We start from the raw sequence: 18,600 nt of genomic DNA on the forward strand, positions 1-18,600 counted from the left end.
TAAATTAACCGCCCTAAAGCTCTCCTGCGCTACCGAATAACTCTCGTTTTTCAGTGGGGCAAAGATAGAACACAAACCTAAACGAAACAAATATTTAATAGTCGATTATTTTGATTGTGGAAAAGTATTAAAGTAAAATACTGGTTTAACAGGCATTAAACCAATTTCCAGAGTTATCCACAATGATCAGATTTTTTTTTGCTGATCAGTGAACATCTGTATAAATATATGACATTGATTTATACAAAATTCTTGCCAACAAGACTTAAACAGAGAATAATTATCTCTAACAAATCAATTTTGAATAATTTGACAATAATTCAAACTAATATTGAAAATAATGTAATTAGACGAGGAATGATTTTTCAAACTCTACAGACGTGCATATACTTTTCTGTGAAGCAGTATTGAAGCAACAATAGTTTAGCCCGGATTGAACGGCATGTCTGAGCTCTTTTTGCATCAAGGGAATAAATCAGGCGCAAAAAAGCGAGTAGTGAAAGCTGGAACCAGCTCCTGAAATAAAATAACAGCACATTTTTGAATTGTACCTAAAGAATTATACTTTATATTATCAAAAAAAACACCTCTGAATTTTCAGAGGTATTCTATATATATGCTGTTGATTAAAATTCTGCACTCTTAGGAGTTCTTGGAAAAGGAATGACGTCACGAATATTTGTCATACCCGTTACGAAAAGAACGAGCCTTTCTAAACCAAGTCCAAAACCTGCGTGAGGAACCGAACCGAATTTTCTGGTATCCATATACCACCAAAGCTCGTGCTCGTCTACATGCATCTCTGCCATCTTAGTTTTCAGAACGTCTAATCGTGCTTCTCTTTCTGATCCGCCGATAATTTCACCAATTCCAGGGAAGAGTACATCCATAGCAGCAACGGTTTTATTATCATCATTCAGCTTCATGTAGAAGGCTTTGATCTCTTTAGGATAATCAAATAAAACTACAGGACATTCAAAATGCTTCTCTACCAAAAACCTTTCGTGCTCAGACTGAAGGTCCGTGCCCCAGCTTTCAACCGGATATTGGAATTTTCCTTTTTTGTTTTCTTTTGAGTTCATTAAGATCTCAATAGCTTCTGTATAGCTTACTCGCTTGAAACGTTTAGCTATAACATTCTGAAGTTTTTCAATCAAACCTTCTTTTGCCCTGTCTTTTTCCGGTTTTGATTTTTGCTCTTCTTCAAAACGTTTATCTAAGAAATCAAGATCATCTTTACAGTTATCTAAAACATACTGAATCACATATTTTAAGAAATCTTCTGCCAAATCAATGTTATCTTCAAGGTTGTTGAAAGCAACTTCGGGCTCGATCATCCAAAATTCTGCAAGGTGACGGGTCGTATTTGAATTTTCTGCACGGAATGTAGGTCCGAAAGTATAGATCCTTCCTAATCCCATAGCAGCAGTTTCACCTTCAAGCTGTCCGGAAACTGTTAAGTTTGTTTTTTTGCCAAAGAAATCCTGAGAAAAATCAATATCCCCCTGTTCGTCTCTTGGAATACTGTTTAAATCAAAGTTGGTTACTCCAAACATTTCGCCTGCTCCTTCTGCATCAGCTCCTGTTACAATTGGAGTATTAATATAGAAGAATTGGTTTTGGTTAAAGAAAGAGTGAATAGCAAAACTCACGGCATGACGTACTCTGAAAACTGCACCGAACAAGTTGGTTCTGAATCTCAGATGAGCCTGCTCTCTCAGTACTTCCAAAGAATGTTTTTTGGGCTGAAGAATTGTTTTATCTCTTTCCTCTGTAAAATTATCACCTAAGATGATGATCTTCTTAGCAATAATTTCCACAGCCTGTCCTGCTCCCTGGCTTTCCACTACTTCCCCTATCACTTTAAGAGATGATGCGGTGCTTATTCTGCTGATAATCTCAGCGTCGAAATTTTCGAAATCAACAACTACCTGCAAATTATTAATTGTAGAACCATCATTAAGCGCAATGAAGCGATTTGCACGGAAGGTTCTTACCCAACCGTAAACTGTAATGTCATGATGTAATACTTTTTTGTAATCCTGTAGGACTTCTTTAATCGTCTGCTTTTTCATTTGTTGATTGATAAATTTTTATATAAAAATTAATGTTTGCAAATTTACAAAAAACAGAGGAACTTTTTGTTGTTATCGTTTGGATTTCAATTAACATTTATATTTCAAAAAGAAAACTTATTTTTTTAATTAAAAAATATCGACTTTTTCCTTTGTATCCCTTTTCGGATTTTAAAGGCATGATAGAAACTGGGAACATCATACTGCCATTTCGGAAGAATCAGAATAATCAGAATAACATCAATATGAGAAACAATCCCCAGTACAATAGCGAGATAAAATGCCCAGCCTGCCTGCTGAAATCCTATTAAATACACAAAAGAAATGAGTAAACTCAACCCCCACATTTTTGAAAGGAATGCATGGGTGCAGGTTTCTTTTTTAAATTTCACCAGACTAACGAGATAACAAAGGGCTTCCATAATGAAAACAAGTACAATACTTCCCCAATGGCTTTTGATGATTTCCGGATTGATAAAATAGGCTGCGAATCCTAATGAGAGCCAAAAAACTAAATCTACCTGACTGTCAAGTCTCCTTAATTTTTCTGAGGACACTCCGACTTTCCGCGCAATGATTCCATCGAAAATATCCGTGAGCAGTCCGATGAACATTAAAGTCAGAATTATAAATCGTGATTCTTCGCCACTCAAATAAGCCAGAAAGAAAATAATTGGAGCAAAAAGAAAACGGATTGCTATTAATAGATAGGGTATGTTCTTCATGACCTACTTCTTTTCAAAAGTGAAATTATAATGATCTGTTTTCCAGTCGCTTATCACTACTAAAAGGCCATTACAAAAAAAGTAATTGGTCTGAATATGAAGATTTTTGTTATCATCTATGATGAGACGTGATTTTTGAATATTCCAACCACCAAAAATCAGCGGAATTCCATCTAACATAAATCTTTTTTCTCTTAAATATATAAAACCGTCTTTTTTCTGTTTAACATTAAAATTTTTATTAAACATCAGTTTTTCATATTCAAATATTTTAACATTTAATTTATTTTTTTTTATTATCTCCAACCTCACATCTATATTTTTTCCATTGTACTTTTCCTTCCAATTAAACATATCAATATTCCGATCAAGAATATCAGTTAATGTTTTTACGTAAGAACCATTTCCGGAAGACGGCTGATTACTGTAAATTCCGTTGATACTTTCAATTTTATTCTTACTAAAATGCAAACCATTTGGTTCAATGTTCTTAAAACCTGCACAATTTACAGTACTGATTAGAATACTTATGTAAATAATTAATTTCTTCATCGTTTTAAATTTTAAATTATACTTCAAAGCTACTTTCGAAAACCTTGATCATGAATGCGAAAAAAAATTAAAATAAATTGATACATTTGTGAAAATCGCAAATACCATGAACCAAGAAATTTTACTGAAACAGATCAGAAAGAAAATTGGCAACAAATCTCTGAATGATGAGATTGCCAATATTCTCAACATGAGTTATGATGCGGCACACAGACGTACATCGATGAAAGCAAAGTTCAGTTTTGAAGAAGCAGTAGAATTGGCAAAATACTATCAGATTTCAATTGACCAATTTTTGGGAACTGCCAACCAATTGGTAGTCAAAAGAACCCAACCCGTGAAAACGCAGGAAGATTTACTGAATTTCTTTGAAAGCTCTTTGCAGATCCTTGATGTTTTTCAAAATACCAAGCGTTCAAAAGTCTATTATTCTGCGAAAGACATCCCTTTCTTTTATACAATCTCGAACACGATCCTCTCCCGTTTTAAATTTTATGTCTGGATGAATCTGCTGAATGAAGATAAATTTTTATGTTCATTTGAAGATTTTGATCTTCCCTACCATTCTTCTAAAAATGAAATGCTGAAAGATTTATATGAAAATCAAAATGTAACAGAGATATGGAATGATACAACAATCATGAGTATTCTGATGCAAATTTCTTTTTATTCTGAAATGGGACTGTTGAAATATAAAGATATCTTATTGATCTTAGAGGAGGTGAGAAATGTCCTGAAAAATATTGAACATAAAATTCAGCACAATCCTGACTTTAATTTTTATGTTAACGATCTTGTAATTCTAAGCAATAATATACTTTTTAAAAATGATTTTCAATCTTCATTTTTCATTCCTTTTAACATGTTTGGATATATGATGACCAACGATGAAAATACCTGTAATGACACGTTGACCTACTTTGAACATGAAATAAAAAATTCAAAATCACTGAACACATCCGGAAACCGAGAGCGTAAAATTTTCTTCAATAGAATGGACAGGCAGATTGATGATTTGGCGGAGAAGCTAAAAAGTTAGTACCAAAGCGACAATATCCATTACTATATAATAAATTCATGTACTGCTTAGACAAATTATTGATCGGTATGGATTATAGATTGGATTCAATACTAAATCAGATAATATGAATATTGCATTACGGCAGGCTCAAAAAATTATTGAATCGCTTGTACGAAATCGAAACATTTAGCAGCGAAAATGAATACAGTAGTGATAAGCTGTGTTGAAAATCCTGTTGCTTTTGTAAAAATGAATGATACCTGGCTCGGATCAATTGATATTGCCAATAAAAAACAAGAACAGCAATATATTAATATAGACAGTTGTGATATAAGGAAATTATCGCAGTCTGTTCAGCCTTTACCCAATATCTGACATTCTAAAGGATTAATTAGATTTCAGGGCGGGTTTTACTCAAAAATAATTCAGAAAATAGTAACAGATCGCCGATAGATATTAGCAAAATAATATAAATGACGATAATGAAGCAGCATTTACAGAATCTAAAGTTTTCGTATAAGCTGATGAATAAGAAATGAGGACTTAAAAAGCGCTTTTTATGAAAGTTGATCAGATTCGATTACTCATCTTTTTTTGAAGGAACCAGAAAAACATCGATCAAACCTTCAGGAACATTCATTTTGATAAATCTTTCTTCACGGTTTACTTCAATAATCCACTCCTTAACCATCGGTACGACAACTTCTTTACCATACAGATTCGTAACGAAATAATTTTGAGCTGTCTGATCATTTACAGAACGTATAACGCCGCAGTCTTTATTATCCTGATCCATAATTTCAAAACCAATTACTTCATGGTAATAGAATTGATTTCCGGTCAGTTTCGGTAAGCTGGTAAGCGGCAGATAAACATCTTTATTCAAAGACTGGTCAACTAAAGCTTCAGATGAGTTTTTAAAAGCAAGATTCAGAGCATCGAGTTTGCTCCAAGATAATTTTTCAATAAAAAAAGGAACCAATAATCCGTTGACTTCAACGAATATTGATTCCAGTTTATTATAAAGCTCGGGTTGATCGGTATCCAGTTTAAGAATAACATTTCCCGCAAGGCCGTGTCTGCGTGTGATTTTTCCTAAAAAATAGCAATCTTCTTTACGCATACCGGTTTTTGTTTTTAAGCTTCAGTGTTTTCTTCAGTTCCGGCAGCAGGAGCTTCTCCTTCAGCAGTATCAGCAGCAACTTCTTCAGCAGGTGCGTTAGCAGCTTCCTCAGCAGCTTTAGCATCAGCTTCTACTTTAGCTGCAGCAGCAACTCTAGCTTCGTTTACTTTAGTTTCAGCATCAAAAGCAGCTTTTTTAGCATCAGCCTGAGCCTTTGTTAAACCTTCTACTTTACCTTGTACTTTTTGTTCTTTAGATTCTAACCAAGCACCGAATCTTTTTTCAGCTTCAGCCTCATCAAATGCACCTTTAGCAACACCACCTTGTAAGTGTTTTTTGTAAAGTACACCTTTATAAGAAAGAATAGCTCTTGCAGTATCAGTTGGTTGAGCTCCGTTGTTTAACCACTTTACAGCAGAGTCAACGTTCAAATCGATAGTCGCAGGGTTAGTAATTGGGTTGTAAGTACCTAGCTTTTCGATGAATCTACCATCTCTTCTAGCTCTTGCATCTGCAACCACGATGTGGAAAAAAGGTCTTCCTTTTGATCCGTGTCTTTGTAATCTGATTTTTACTGACATAATGTATGAATTTTAAGGGAACTCGTCCCGATTAAATATTTAAGTGTGCAAAGATAGTAAAAAAGTTCAAAGTATTGAGTTCAATGTTACTATTTTTTATTCAATCCCCATGATCTTCCGATTCTTCATTTTTGAAGTCATAGAAACCCACAGCTTAAATAGCTCCAGATTGATAAATTAAAGCATTTAAGATTAATCAATATTTCCCATATAAAAAAGCCCCAGACATTTTTGGTTTTCCTCAATCGTCAAAGAATTTTTCAAGTTGTCCACAAGTTTGGGTGAACTCCAGTAACATCCCACAGCATTTGCAGTACAGGTAAGATACATATTTTGAACCGCCATAGAAACAGCAGCAATTTCTTCCCACTCAGGCACCATTCCGCTGAAATTGACAACGATAGAGATTACCGCATCTGATTTATTGATCTTAAAACCAATGTCCTGATATTTTTTCTCCATAAAAACCTGTGGAGCCTGCGTTGACTTATAAATCTCCTGCAGTTCCAAAGCTAATTTCGCTTTCTCTTCACCCCTAAAAATTTTAAAACGCCAAGGTTTTGTCCTCTTGTGATTGGGAGCTAATGTCGCTGAATGTAATATTTCTTCAATAATTTCCTCTGAGATTTCTGTTTCAGCATAATCTTTTGGAAAAATGCTTCTTCTCTGCTCTATGATTTCTTTTAAAACTTCTGCTTTATTCATAAAACAAAAATACAAAAAACAGGGCATTTCATTCCACATTTTTTATCCCCGGCCATTGCTGCTCAGCCACTCTGTCTGGAATAGTATGGAACGATGTATTATGTATAGTATGCCACCGGGTTCATTTTATACTCCATGGGTTTCACCCTCGGTTACTGTTGTTCAGCCACTTTGTGGCTGGATTATGATTATGATTATGTGATAATGAAAATATTCATTTTATTTCACGGAGCTTGCCTGTGGCCGTTATTTTCAGCCACCCTGTCTGGAATAGTATGGAACGATGTATTATGTATTGTATCCCTTGAGTTTCTATTCTGTTTCCAAGGGGTTTCACCTTCTTTTACTGTTGTTCAGCCACTTCGTGGCTGGATTATGATTATGAGATAATGAAAATATTTATTCTATGAGTTTCAGCCGTGGCTGTATTTGTTGAACCACTTCCTGGCTATCCTGAATTTCTTTATTTACTTTTTATATTTTAAATGCACTTATCCATTTTCATTTGAAGTTCCTTTTTTTGTAATCTCATTTGCTTCTTCTATGGAATCTATAGGACCTCAATAATTTCCTGATGAATATTGTTTAAGGTAAATGAAAATCCAGACTGCATGCCCATCATTTTTTTAGCCATCGGACTTTCAGCAGAAATGGCATAAAAGCGATCACCTTCAAAAAAAAACTCTCCTAAAGAAACAGAGATATAAAATCTTGCCTTATTTGTAATCACCAATGATCCCAACTGTATTCTTTCAGTAGCTGCCGGAAGTACTCTTGCCATATTCCTGTTCAGATCATTTAACGCAGCGAGCTGTCTCTGCATCTGGTAGATCTCCTCCTGCATTTCTTCACGCATACTGTCGTATTTTGGAGTCTTTTTAATATCACGGCTTGCTTCCAGAGTAAATTCTATAAAGTTTTTAAGTTTTTCTATTTTTCCGGAAATTACTGTTTTCACATAATTCCTTATATTATTTTTCTCAAATACTATCTTCTCCATGTAGCGTAATCTTTACTATAAAGATAATATTTTTTATATAAAAACCTTGCCAAATTGGCAAGGCAGATAATTTATGGCTTCAATATTATCTTTAAATTCTCAAATCCCTGATCAAACATTTTACCCATCTGCATATCCATAAAAGGTTTCATGGGCTTCATTACAGGAGTAAGTTCATTAGTAATTGTCCATGTTACTTTTGTTTTGTTTCCCTCAGGAAAAATCATAAGATTCGAAGTTGCTTTGCCTTCCCATGGTTTAATAAAATGCAGTCTGCTTGTTACTTTTTCATAGGGAATTACAGCAACTATTTCCTGTTCACCTTCTCCTACGTCACTATTACCTTTCCAATAATAACCATCTCCAATTTTTCCTTCTTTACCTTTATAGGTAATGACTATATTTTTATCAGCTTTAGCAAACGGATTCCAGACATTAAAAGCTCTCATGGAGCTTATATGTGACCAGACTTTTTCTTTGGGGGCATTGATCACTATAGATTTTTCGTAATGATAAACTTTACTGAAGGTCAGCATCGCAAAAATGCTGTATAAAACTACAAGCAGGATGAGTACTACGATAATTTTTAAAATTGTTTTCATAATGTATTATATTAGGTTGTTTGAGGAATTGAACAATAATTCCATTTCATAAATAGATTTCACAGTTTCATTTTTGTCATGGAATAATATTAATGACTTGTGGACATCCTGAAATCAAAATTACACAATCTACTGAAATCTCTTCTTGGCTTATGACAAGATTATTAATCAAAGGTATTTTTGTCACAAACTGAGCTCCGGGCATTGTTTTTGCGCAAAACCTATCTGATTCAAATTAATTAAATTTACATCAATTAAAAATACGTCAATGAATATTCTAATAGAAAAATTTAACACACCATACCAATCTGCACCTTTTGATCAGATTAAAAATGAAGATTATCTGCCTGCTTTTAAAGCATTAATTCAGGAATCAGAAGAAGAAATCGATTCGATCGTTAATAATTCTGAAGAGCCTTCTTTTAAAAATACAATCGAAGCGCTAGCCTACTCAGGAGAACAACTTGACAGAGCCTCGAGTATCTTTTTCAATCTAAATTCTGCAGAAACGAGTGATGAATTACAAAAAATTGCACAGGAAGTTTCACCTATCTTAACGGAATACTCTTCTAAAATTTCTCAGAATGAAGCTTTATTTAATAAAATAAAAAAAGTTTTTGACACTAAAAATCAATACAATCTGAGCGAAGAACAGCAAATGCTTTTGAATGAGACCTATAAAGGCTTTGTAAGAAGCGGTGCCCTTTTAAATGAAGAGGAAAAAGAAAAATTAAAGAAAATCAGCATGGATCTGTCTTTAAAATCTCTTCAGTTCGGGCAGAATGTTTTAGCTTCTACTAATCATTATTTTAAGCATATCACAAACAGAGAAGATTTGGAAGGAATTCCGGAAGCTATTATCGGTCAATATGCTGAAGAAGCTAAAGAAAGAAATCTTGATGGATGGGTAGTTACTCTGCAATATCCCAGTTATATACCTTTTCTGACCTATGCAGAAAACCGTGAACTACGTAAAGAACTGGCATTAGCCAACGGTAAGAAATCTTTTGACGGTAGTGAGTTTGACAATCAGAACCTCATCAAAGAACTTCTCAATCTGAAACAGCAGAAAGCCGAACTTTTAGGATATGCGAATTATGCAGATTATGTTTTGGAAGAGAGAATGGCAAAATCTCCCACCAAAGTTCTGGATTTTTTAAATGAACTTTTAATAAAAGCAAAACCATATGCTGAAAAGGAGATCGAAGATCTGAAATCTTTGGCAAAAGCCGACGGAATTGATGAGATGCAGAGTTACGATCATGCTTATTATGCAGAAAAACTGCGTAAAGCGAAATACGACCTTAATGATGAAGAATTAAAACCTTATTTCCCGTTAGATCAGGTTCAGGAAGCAGTTTTCGGATTATCAAAACAGCTTTTTGGACTAACTTTTGAGGAAAGAACTGATATCCCGAAATATCATGAAGATGTAAAAGTTTATGAAGTAAAAGAAAATGGCGAATATAAATCTTTATTATATGTCGACTATTTCCCGAGAAAAGGCAAACGAGCCGGAGCCTGGATGACAAGCTATAAAAATCAGTATCAAAAAAATAATGAAAATTCCCGTCCTCACATTTCAATTGTATGTAATTTCAGCAAGCCTACCAATGAGACGCCGAGTTTATTAACCTTTCAGGAAGTGACTACTCTGTTCCACGAATTTGGTCATGCACTTCATGGAATGCTGGCTAATACAGAGTATCCAAATCTTTCGGGAACTTCTGTAAAATGGGATTTTGTGGAATTGCCTTCCCAATTTCTGGAAAATTTCTGTTATGAGCCTGAATTTCTGAAAACTTTTGCCAAACATTATAAAACCGGTGAAATTTTACCGGACGAAAAAATCGAAAAAATTGCACAGTCTAAAAATTTCATGGAAGGTTATCAGACAATGCGACAGCTTGGTTTTGGAATTTTAGATATGAACTATCATACGAAAGCCGGAGAATTGGATAGCAAAAGTGTAAAGGAGTTTGAAGACGATTACACAAAAGCTACACAATTGTATCCTTCAAATTCTGAAACAGCGATGAGTCCGAGTTTTTCTCATATTTTTCAGGGTGGCTATTCTGCGGGATACTATTCTTATAAATGGGCAGAAGTTTTGGATGCTGATGCATTCCAATATTTTAGAGAAACCGGAATTTTCAATCCTGAAACTGCGGCAAAATTCAAAATATTACTTTCTTCCGGCGGTACAAAAGACCCAATGGAATTGTATCAGAATTTCAGGGGAAGCGAACCGAAAATAGAGAGCCTGTTGAAAAGAGCATTCGGATAGACTTTACTCCATCTATATTTGAACCATTGAGAATTATTTGAGTTATTTACAGATAGTAAACCTTGCTTTTTATCCTGGAAATAGATAATTGTAATTATTCTCAATGGTTTTGGTTTTGGTTTTGATTTTTATGATTACTTTTATAAAAAACTATATTAACATGCTGCTCGCCATTCTTTTACCATTTTTATCATTCATTGTCAGAGGTAAAATTATTACCGGAATCATCTGTTTTCTTTTACAGATTACTGTTCTCGGCTGGATTCCTGCTGCAATATGGGCTGCTCTTTCCCTGCAGAATGCCAGAGCAGAGAAAAGAAATGATCAACTGATTCGTGCTGTGAAAAAATCCAAATAATTGGATGCATCTAATATTCAGATTTTAAAATTTAACAAATGCTTGCCATAAACTTAACTCTATTCTGCAAATCCACTTTTACAGATAGGCTGAAAAATAGCAAAGGCATATAAACAGACCGGAAATTCTGATTTTGTTCTATAATCAAATGTGACACTTGTAATAGATCCCGTAAAAAAAATCACTCACAAAATCAAATACTTAATAATTATCTCCCATCATGATGTAATATTTTCACTTTGAAAACTGTCTACAAAGTAAATAATATACATGAATAAAAAAATCATTCTGCTTTTTGCTCTTGCCTCATCAGCATTTCTGTCTGCACAAAGTATTGAAGGAACTGTCACCAATAGATCACACCAACCCTCTGCCGATACTGAAATCCTAGTAACCAAAGAAAATTCAAAATTCTCAGCAATTACCGATGAACAAGGAAAGTTTAAAATTAACCTGAAAGAAGATGGTAATTATGATCTTCAAATCATTAAGGATGGCATTACCACCAATAAGGAGAACATTACCGTAAAAGGAAATATTCTTAAAGACATTGAAATCAAAGATGAAAAAGCAGCTTCAGAGCAAAAAATTGAAGGTGTAACAATGACTGTAAAGAAAAAGCTCTTTGAGAGAAAAGTTGACAGGCTGGTTTTCAATGTAGAAAATTCTGTCGCTTCACAGGGAATTGACGCCGTTGAAGCTTTAGCCAAAACACCTATGGTACGTGCGACTGATGATGCGATTTCCATTGCAGGGAAAAGTAATGTTGCCATCATGGTCAATGACAGACTGCTTAATTTATCCGGTCAGGAAATGATCAATTATCTTAAAACTCTACGCTCAGATGATATTGCTAAAATTGAAGTGATCACTACCCCGCCTGCAAAGTATGAGGCCGAAGGGAAAAGCGGATTGATCAACATCATATTAAAAAAGAACACAAGCCTTGGATGGAACGGATCTCTGCAAACTTCCGGAAGTTATTATTGGAAACGACCTGCCGTTTCCACAAGAAGCGGAGTAAGTTTCAATTATCAGGGTGAAAAACTATCTGTTACGACCAACCTTTCATTAGGTGACAATTATTGGGAACAGAGGTCTTACAATTATCTTACAGGAAAAGGCAACACTGACTTCTGGAATACCGACAGTAACAGTTCAAATAATTACCGGTACAAAGGAGGAAACATTAAAGGAGAATACAAGATCAATGATAAAAACCTGATGGGGATTAATTATAATTATTCCTACAGCAATCCGATCGAGAGAGCCCAGAATTACACGAGAAGACAGTCTGAAAATACTCCTCAGGAATTTTATTCTGATTCTGAAAACAGAAACGTCAGAAAAGTGCATAATGCTTCAGCATTTTACGATGTAAAACTGGATACAATGGGAAGTAAACTGAGTCTTTCTGCCAACGTGATGTTCAATGATGCAAACGCTAAAAATTTATACAGCACTGTTACAGACGTCACTACCGCATCGTTTGTCAACCCTGTAAGCCAATATAAAATTTATTCAGGACAGGCAGACCTGGAAAAGAATTTCACAAAGATAAAAACCGAAGCCGGACTGAAATACACCCGTATCAAAAATGATTCTTACTTCAACTTTTTCGATGTTGAAAACGGTCAGAATATCCGGAATACAGAGAGAAGCAACGATTTCTTCTATAATGAGCAGAATTACGCTGCCTATGTTTCCACTAACTTTAAAATCAATGATCAGTGGGATGCAAAAGCAGGATTACGGTATGAATATACCAATCTGGAAGGGATTTCTGTAAATGACAATGTTGCTACAAATATCAAATACGGAAAATTTTTCCCGACCGCTTATCTTAGTTATAAAGCGAATGACAACAATACTTTTTCCATCAACTACTCAAGAAGAATCAGCCGTCCCTATTTTGGAAATTTAAACCCTTTTAAATATATTATTTCAGAGTTTGAATACAGCACGGGGAATCCTTATCTGTTACCAACATTTTCGGACAACCTGGAACTTGGCTATGTTTTAAAAAATAATTTTAATATTACTGCTTATTATAATTATAATAAAGACAATTCGGACAGGATTCAGATTGTTGAGGGTTCACAGAAATACAGCATCGTAAAGAATTTTTATAATGAAGATCAGGCAGGAATAAATATTTCATACAACTACAATAAACTGAAATGGCTTGAATCCAATATTTTCATCAATGGCTTTTACGCTAAATCAAAATCCTATGATGCCGATGCGGTAGCAGCACCTGCAGGATATGGAGCTAATTTTAATCTCGATAATAATTTCTTCCTCAACAAAGAAAAAACAGTTACTTTGATGCTCGGATTATGGAGCAATATCCCCAACAGAAGCGGAAATACATATTTTAATGGTAATTTTTCAGCATATTCGGGCGTAAAACTGAATCTGATGCAGAAAAATCTGATGATCAATCTGTATGTAAATGATTTACTCAACACCAACCGTTCAAAAGGAACAGAATATTATCCAAACTATGATGTAGAATATTACTCTAAAGGCATCACCCGGAATGTGTACCTTTCTGTTACTTACAAATTTGGAAATAACAATGTGAAAGGTGCTACAAAGCAGGTGAAGTTTGAGGAATCAAGCAGAGCCGGTGGTGGAAGTTAATTTTTTTGAAAACGGCAACTCCGGTTGCCACTTTCTTTTTTAAAAATTGTTAACAATCTAGATTAGCTTTAAAACAACATCGAAATCGTCAAAAAAAAGCTACTTTAGATTACCTTAAAAAATCATGATAAATGATATTGAACTTTTTGAAAACTTCTTTCAGTAGAAAAAAGATTATTATCTCGAAAAACTTGAATTATCCTAACATGGAAAAAAAATAACATTCAACTTTACTGCTCTTTATTTTTATTTTGGTTTCTCTATTGTAAAATGTATTTGGAAGCTGCAATAATTTATTCGTTAATCCCCTTAGAAAGCATTGGTGAACAAATTTTTCTGCCTCAATTGATAGGACAGGATAACAGTTTTATTTGTAGTATTATTTCTACCGTGATGATTTTTCTTATTGTTGGTTTTACAGGCAATGTATTGTATATAAAAAAGTCGTTAAGAGTTGTTGGTAAAGCAAAAAAAACAATTTCAAATATCGAAGAACAAAAAGCATGGATTTATAAAAAAAGCGGAACAAGCTTTATTTATATTGGCTTAATTATTACTGTACTAGTTTTAATTGCGATTTTTAAAGGAAGTATAAATTGAAAATTTAAATAAATGACCTGAGTTCGTTATAAACAATTTTTTAAACAATTGATTTTCAAAATAATATTATTTTATCACAAAGAAAAAAAAAAGAAATACTACTTTTTAAAATGCTTTCAAGTTAAACAATGACACATCGTTTATCAAAGTTATACGAGAATTTTGTATTACCTCGATAAGTTCCACACCTATATCTATCCTAAATCTTTGAAAATTATGTGATTAATATCTTTGTTTAGCATTTCGTTTTATATAGCTTTATCCCGAACTGAGGTTAAATATGAAAATTTCACTTTTAGGAAAATCAAAACTAAAAAAGTATGCTTTTCAACATACTTTTTATTCTATTTAATGATCTCTCCTTTATAATATTTCTCAAGAAAGAAGCTAAGATCTGCACGGTAACCAATTCCTGAAGCTTCAAATTTCCAGCTTCCACCCTTTTTGTACAGTCTGCCAAATTCAATTCCCGTTTCTATAGAGAAATCTTCGTCAAGTTCATACTTTGCAATCTCCTGATTAGTATTCTGATCAACAATCCTGATGTAAGAATTTCTGACCTGCCCGAAATTCTGTCTTCTTCTTTCGAAATCTTCGATGGTCACTACAAAAAGAATTTCTTCAACCCGATGATCTACTTTTTCAAGATCAATCATTATAGCTTCGTCATCATCGCCATCACTGTTTTTTCCGCTTGGATCATCACCGGTATGGGTTAAAGCTCCGTCCGGAGAATTCAGATTGTTGTAAAACACAAAATAATCTTCGCTTACCAGTTTTCTTTGATTATCAATCATAATTGCAGAAGCATCAAGATCAAAATCATAACCCGTTCCTTCATTGGGGTCCCAACCGAGACCAATCGTCATTTTGGTTAGCCCGATATCAATTCTCTGTCCTTTCTGTAAGTTAATTGCCATAATTTTGTACTTGATGTCTAAGATAGTTTTGATTTGTCAAATTTCCAAATAATAGAATTAAAAAAATATATAAAAAAGCCTGATCAGAGGACCAGGCAGTATACTTTCTATTGAATTTTTTTAAGCAGATTTAAAATCAGTCTCTAAAGCATCTTTACTCCGTGCTTTTGCTAACATAGGAATAGATAACAAACCCGTTGTCAGCATAATGACAATTTGTAGAGGAAGAGAGATAAATGAATAGGTTAATCCTATTTCACCACCGTATTCCGCACTTTTTCCCATAGAGATAAACAGTGCCATAAAACCGTATTTCATCGCTAAGTTGAATGCTCCGATACCGCCACTCGCCGGCACAATCATTCCTAAAGTTCCCACTACGATAATAAAAAATCCGTCAGCAATGGTAAAACCTGAAGTCTCAGGTAATGCAAAACAGACCAGATATGCTGCCATATAATAACAGATCCAGATTCCCAATGTGTATAGAATGAATTTTATCTTATGTTTTAATTTAAATATGGATGTTAAACCTTGTAAAATACCATCAATAAAACCGATGATTTTTCCTAAGATGGGAACTGTTGCCAATTTCTTTTTAAAAACGAAAAATAAAACTGCTCCAATAATGAGTATCGAAATGACCAGTATAACTTTATTTTGGTTGAATGGTATATCAGAATTTTTATAAAATGACAGAATCGCATCATATTTAAAGATAAAGGTCAACCCCAAAAAACCCATCATACAAACCAGGTCTACAACTCTTTCCAGAATGATGGTTCCGAAAGATTTATCAACAGGCACTTTTTCTACACCATATAATGCTGTGGCACGTGCAACTTCCCCACTTCTCGGAATCGTCAGATTCATTAAATAACCAAACGAGATTGTCCAGAATGCATTGGAATTGGAGATGGTATATCCCATAGGCTCAAGCAAAAGATTCCAGCGAACCGCTCTGAACCAGTATGCTAAAACACCGAACACCGCTGCAAAGGCAACCCAAAGATAATTGGCTTTTTCCAAAGATTTCTGAATCTTGGGAAAATCAAAACCCCTTAATGCTAACCACAGGAAAAAACCTGCAAATGCAAGCGAAATAACAATGGTAAGTATTGATTTTAAAGGACTGGATGATTTCTTTTCCATGAATCAGGTAAGAAGGTTGGTTTTTTCATCCGGGAAAACAATTTTCGGCTGAAAATCTTTTGCCTCTTCAGGTGTCATCTGAGCGTAAGCAATAACAATGATAATATCATCTCGCTGCACCTTACGTGCTGCCGGACCGTTTAAACAAACCTCACCGGACTTTCTCTTACCTTTGATGATATAGGTGTCAAAACGTTCACCGTTATTTACATTTACTATATAAACCCTTTCACCGACTACCAATCCCGCTGCATCAATCAGATCTTCGTCAATGGTAATACTTCCTATATAATTAAGGTCAGAAGCGGTGACTCTTACCCTATGAATTTTAGATTTGAATACTTCTATTAACATGATGCAAATTTATTAATAATATTTTACAAAATGATTCTAAAATTGATTTAAGAAACAGTAGAATTATTACATTTTAATTTGCTGTAAAGCATCAGAATTAACTATTGATTATCAACTCAATAAGCATATAAATAGAATAATTAAAGAACGATAGATGATTCAGGATTTAATAAATTGAAAACTCATTATTAATTTTCACACAAAGCCAATAAACATAAGTACTTGGCACGATTTTAGCATCTTGAAACGTAGATTTTTCGCAATAACTAAAATTACGATATATTGATCTAATCCATGTTAAATCAAAAAAATCAAACAAGTTTTTAGAAAAAATTTGCACAATTTGAAAATTGTTTTATATTTGCTACTATAACTAACTAACTTTTAATATAAAAATTATGAACAAGTCTGAATTAATTGACGCAATTGCGAAAGACGCAGGGATTACTAAGGTTGCAGCTAAAGCTGCATTAGAATCTTTTATTTCTAATGTCACAACTACTCTAAAGGCAAAAGACGGAAAGGTTTCTTTAGTAGGATTTGGAACTTTCTCAGTATCGGAAAGAGCTGCAAGACAGGGTATCAACCCAGCAACTAAAAAACCAATCAAAATTGCGGCTAAAACAGTAGCTAAATTTAAGGCTGGTGCTGATTTGGCAACTGCAGTTTCAGGTGTTAAGAAGAAATAATCCACCCACGTTATAAAAATTTGAACCTCATCTTAAGATGAGGTTTTTTTGTGGCTTCGAGAGCCTCAGCCACCATTCAAAAGCATCAGCTACCATTTGAATGCATCAGCTACCATTCGAAAGCACCAGCCATCATTCGAGAGCCTCAGTCAAAATAAGATGTATTTATTCAAAAGATGTATCTTAAGGATTTAATCAAGAATTGCTGACCTTTTATATTGAAAAATTTTAATGAATAACATGTTGAAATCAAGTAGGTGGCTTCGAGAGCCTCAGCCACCATTCGAGAGTCTCAGCCACCATTCGAGAGCCTCAGCCACCATTCAAGAGTCTCAGCCACCATTCGAGAGACTCAGCCAAAATAAAATGTAATTAGTCAAAAGATGTATAGTAAGAATTTAAATCAAAAAATGCTGACCTATTGTACTGAAGAATTTTAATGAATGACTTGTGAAATCGTGTAGGTGGCTGAGGTTCTCGAAGTCACCATGATCCGAGAGCTACAGATAAATAAGTTTTCAAAAGTCTAAATAGTCCAGTTGAGTATAAATAATACTAAGGTGCCAATCTGGAAATTTCCCAATCAATATCTTTCAAAGAATAGATAATCCGGTCATGGAGTCGGTTGGGTCTTCCCTGCCAAAATTCAATTTCGTAAGGTTTTGCGATGTAACCACCCCAATTTTCGGGCCTTGGAACTTCAGTATTTTCGTACTTTTTTTCCAATTCTTGTAATTTAAGTTCTAAAAACGACCTGTCAGGGATAACTTCACTCTGAGGAGAAACTACTGCCCCTAGCTGACTTCCCTTCGGTCGTGAATGAAAATACCCATCACTTAAATTCTCCGCTATTTTTTCAAGATTTGCTTTAATGACAATCTGCCTCTCTAAACCGGGCCAGAAAAAATGAAGACAGGCTTTGTGGTTTTTTTCAATTGCTCTGCCTTTTCTGCTCTCATAATTGGTATAAAAAATGAAACCTTCATATGTATATTCTTTAAGCAATATCATTCTCGTCCTTGGACAACTATCTTCTTCCAGAGTGGAAACCGCCATGGCATTAGCCTCGGAAACCGTTGGATTGGCTGATGCCTCTAAAAACCAGTCCCTGAACTGTTCAATCGGATTCTCTTTAATCTCACTTTCAATCAGTTGAGATTTTTCATAGATTTTTCTCTTGTCATGGAGGTTTTCCATAAATAATTTTTAT

At 34.3% G+C, this 18,600-nt stretch carries 19 protein-coding genes; 7 read left to right on the plus strand and 12 right to left on the minus strand.

The features are described 5' to 3' along the window. Positions 1-626: 626 nt before the first annotated feature. From asnS to AC2A07_RS18080, 3 genes are all read right to left on the minus strand, one after another. Positions 627-2,075 carry an asparagine--tRNA ligase gene (asnS, locus tag AC2A07_RS18070; protein ID WP_484051534.1) on the minus strand — a complete coding sequence of 483 codons (1,449 nt, stop codon included), beginning with the start codon at positions 2,073-2,075 and terminating at the stop codon, positions 627-629. 125 nt (positions 2,076-2,200) lie between these two features. Continuing rightward, positions 2,201-2,800, minus strand: coding sequence for a CDP-alcohol phosphatidyltransferase family protein (locus AC2A07_RS18075; protein ID WP_484051535.1), 600 nt, complete (start codon positions 2,798-2,800; stop codon positions 2,201-2,203). A 3-nt stretch (positions 2,801-2,803) separates the two neighbouring features. After that, positions 2,804-3,352 (minus strand): hypothetical protein, encoded by a 549-nt coding sequence (locus AC2A07_RS18080; RefSeq protein WP_484051536.1) that lies wholly within the window; start codon positions 3,350-3,352, stop codon positions 2,804-2,806. A gap of 106 nt (positions 3,353-3,458) precedes the next feature. Between AC2A07_RS18080 and AC2A07_RS18085 the strand changes: the two genes are divergently transcribed. Both AC2A07_RS18085 and AC2A07_RS18090 read left to right on the plus strand, forming a co-directional pair. Next, positions 3,459-4,391 (plus strand): helix-turn-helix domain-containing protein, encoded by a 933-nt coding sequence (locus AC2A07_RS18085; protein ID WP_484051537.1) that lies wholly within the window; start codon positions 3,459-3,461, stop codon positions 4,389-4,391. Between the two features lie 180 nt (positions 4,392-4,571). Further along, complete coding sequence (locus tag AC2A07_RS18090; RefSeq protein WP_484051538.1) at positions 4,572-4,748, plus strand: hypothetical protein; 177 nt, start codon at positions 4,572-4,574, stop codon at positions 4,746-4,748. A 205-nt stretch (positions 4,749-4,953) separates the two neighbouring features. On the opposite strand, the gene rimM is transcribed toward AC2A07_RS18090, so the two are convergent. The 5 genes from rimM to AC2A07_RS18115 form a co-directional block, all read right to left on the minus strand. Next, positions 4,954-5,496, minus strand: a complete 543-nt coding sequence (gene rimM / locus AC2A07_RS18095; RefSeq protein WP_484051539.1) for a ribosome maturation factor RimM — start codon at positions 5,494-5,496, stop codon at positions 4,954-4,956. A gap of 14 nt (positions 5,497-5,510) precedes the next feature. After that, positions 5,511-6,077, minus strand: coding sequence for a 30S ribosomal protein S16 (locus AC2A07_RS18100; RefSeq protein WP_314494855.1), 567 nt, complete (start codon positions 6,075-6,077; stop codon positions 5,511-5,513). Between the two features lie 192 nt (positions 6,078-6,269). Continuing rightward, complete coding sequence (locus AC2A07_RS18105; RefSeq protein WP_484051540.1) at positions 6,270-6,782, minus strand: nitroreductase family protein; 513 nt, start codon at positions 6,780-6,782, stop codon at positions 6,270-6,272. A 550-nt stretch (positions 6,783-7,332) separates the two neighbouring features. Beyond that, positions 7,333-7,782 (minus strand): hypothetical protein, encoded by a 450-nt coding sequence (locus AC2A07_RS18110; protein ID WP_314494859.1) that lies wholly within the window; start codon positions 7,780-7,782, stop codon positions 7,333-7,335. Positions 7,783-7,853: 71 nt separating this feature from the next. Beyond that, positions 7,854-8,384, minus strand: a complete 531-nt coding sequence (locus AC2A07_RS18115; RefSeq protein ID WP_484051541.1) for an SRPBCC family protein — start codon at positions 8,382-8,384, stop codon at positions 7,854-7,856. Positions 8,385-8,652: 268 nt separating this feature from the next. Between AC2A07_RS18115 and AC2A07_RS18120 the strand changes: the two genes are divergently transcribed. The 4 genes from AC2A07_RS18120 to AC2A07_RS18135 all read left to right on the plus strand — a co-directional run bounded on the left by AC2A07_RS18120 (position 8,653) and on the right by AC2A07_RS18135 (position 14,275). Then, a complete protein-coding gene (locus AC2A07_RS18120; RefSeq protein WP_484051542.1) occupies positions 8,653-10,671 on the plus strand; it encodes a M3 family metallopeptidase in 2,019 nt (672 codons plus the stop codon). Positions 10,672-10,801: 130 nt separating this feature from the next. After that, on the plus strand, positions 10,802-11,029 hold the full coding sequence (locus tag AC2A07_RS18125) for a YqaE/Pmp3 family membrane protein (protein ID WP_484051543.1): 228 nt from the start codon (positions 10,802-10,804) through the stop codon (positions 11,027-11,029). A 270-nt stretch (positions 11,030-11,299) separates the two neighbouring features. Further along, the gene (locus AC2A07_RS18130) at positions 11,300-13,675 is read left to right on the plus strand and encodes a TonB-dependent receptor domain-containing protein (RefSeq protein WP_484051544.1); all 2,376 of its coding nucleotides are present in this window, start codon (positions 11,300-11,302) and stop codon (positions 13,673-13,675) included. A gap of 276 nt (positions 13,676-13,951) precedes the next feature. Next, positions 13,952-14,275, plus strand: coding sequence for a hypothetical protein (locus AC2A07_RS18135; protein ID WP_484051545.1), 324 nt, complete (start codon positions 13,952-13,954; stop codon positions 14,273-14,275). Positions 14,276-14,619: 344 nt separating this feature from the next. Here the strand turns inward: AC2A07_RS18135 and AC2A07_RS18140 are convergent, their stop codons facing one another. From AC2A07_RS18140 to panD, 3 genes are all read right to left on the minus strand, one after another. Beyond that, complete coding sequence (locus AC2A07_RS18140) at positions 14,620-15,195, minus strand: TerD family protein (RefSeq protein ID WP_484051546.1); 576 nt, start codon at positions 15,193-15,195, stop codon at positions 14,620-14,622. 120 nt (positions 15,196-15,315) lie between these two features. Further along, positions 15,316-16,347 carry a lysylphosphatidylglycerol synthase transmembrane domain-containing protein gene (locus AC2A07_RS18145; protein ID WP_484051547.1) on the minus strand — a complete coding sequence of 344 codons (1,032 nt, stop codon included), beginning with the start codon at positions 16,345-16,347 and terminating at the stop codon, positions 15,316-15,318. Between the two features lie 3 nt (positions 16,348-16,350). Continuing rightward, positions 16,351-16,701 carry an aspartate 1-decarboxylase gene (gene panD / locus AC2A07_RS18150; RefSeq protein WP_055864556.1) on the minus strand — a complete coding sequence of 117 codons (351 nt, stop codon included), beginning with the start codon at positions 16,699-16,701 and terminating at the stop codon, positions 16,351-16,353. A gap of 398 nt (positions 16,702-17,099) precedes the next feature. On the opposite strand from panD, the gene AC2A07_RS18155 reads away from it, so the two are divergent. After that, positions 17,100-17,390, plus strand: coding sequence for an HU family DNA-binding protein (locus tag AC2A07_RS18155; RefSeq protein WP_129536153.1), 291 nt, complete (start codon positions 17,100-17,102; stop codon positions 17,388-17,390). A gap of 555 nt (positions 17,391-17,945) precedes the next feature. Here the strand turns inward: AC2A07_RS18155 and pdxH are convergent. Next, on the minus strand, positions 17,946-18,587 hold the full coding sequence (pdxH, locus tag AC2A07_RS18160; RefSeq protein ID WP_484051548.1) for a pyridoxamine 5'-phosphate oxidase: 642 nt from the start codon (positions 18,585-18,587) through the stop codon (positions 17,946-17,948). Positions 18,588-18,600 lie beyond the last annotated feature (13 nt).

Source organism: Chryseobacterium sp. HNCC26DJ238 (assembly GCF_057180465.1).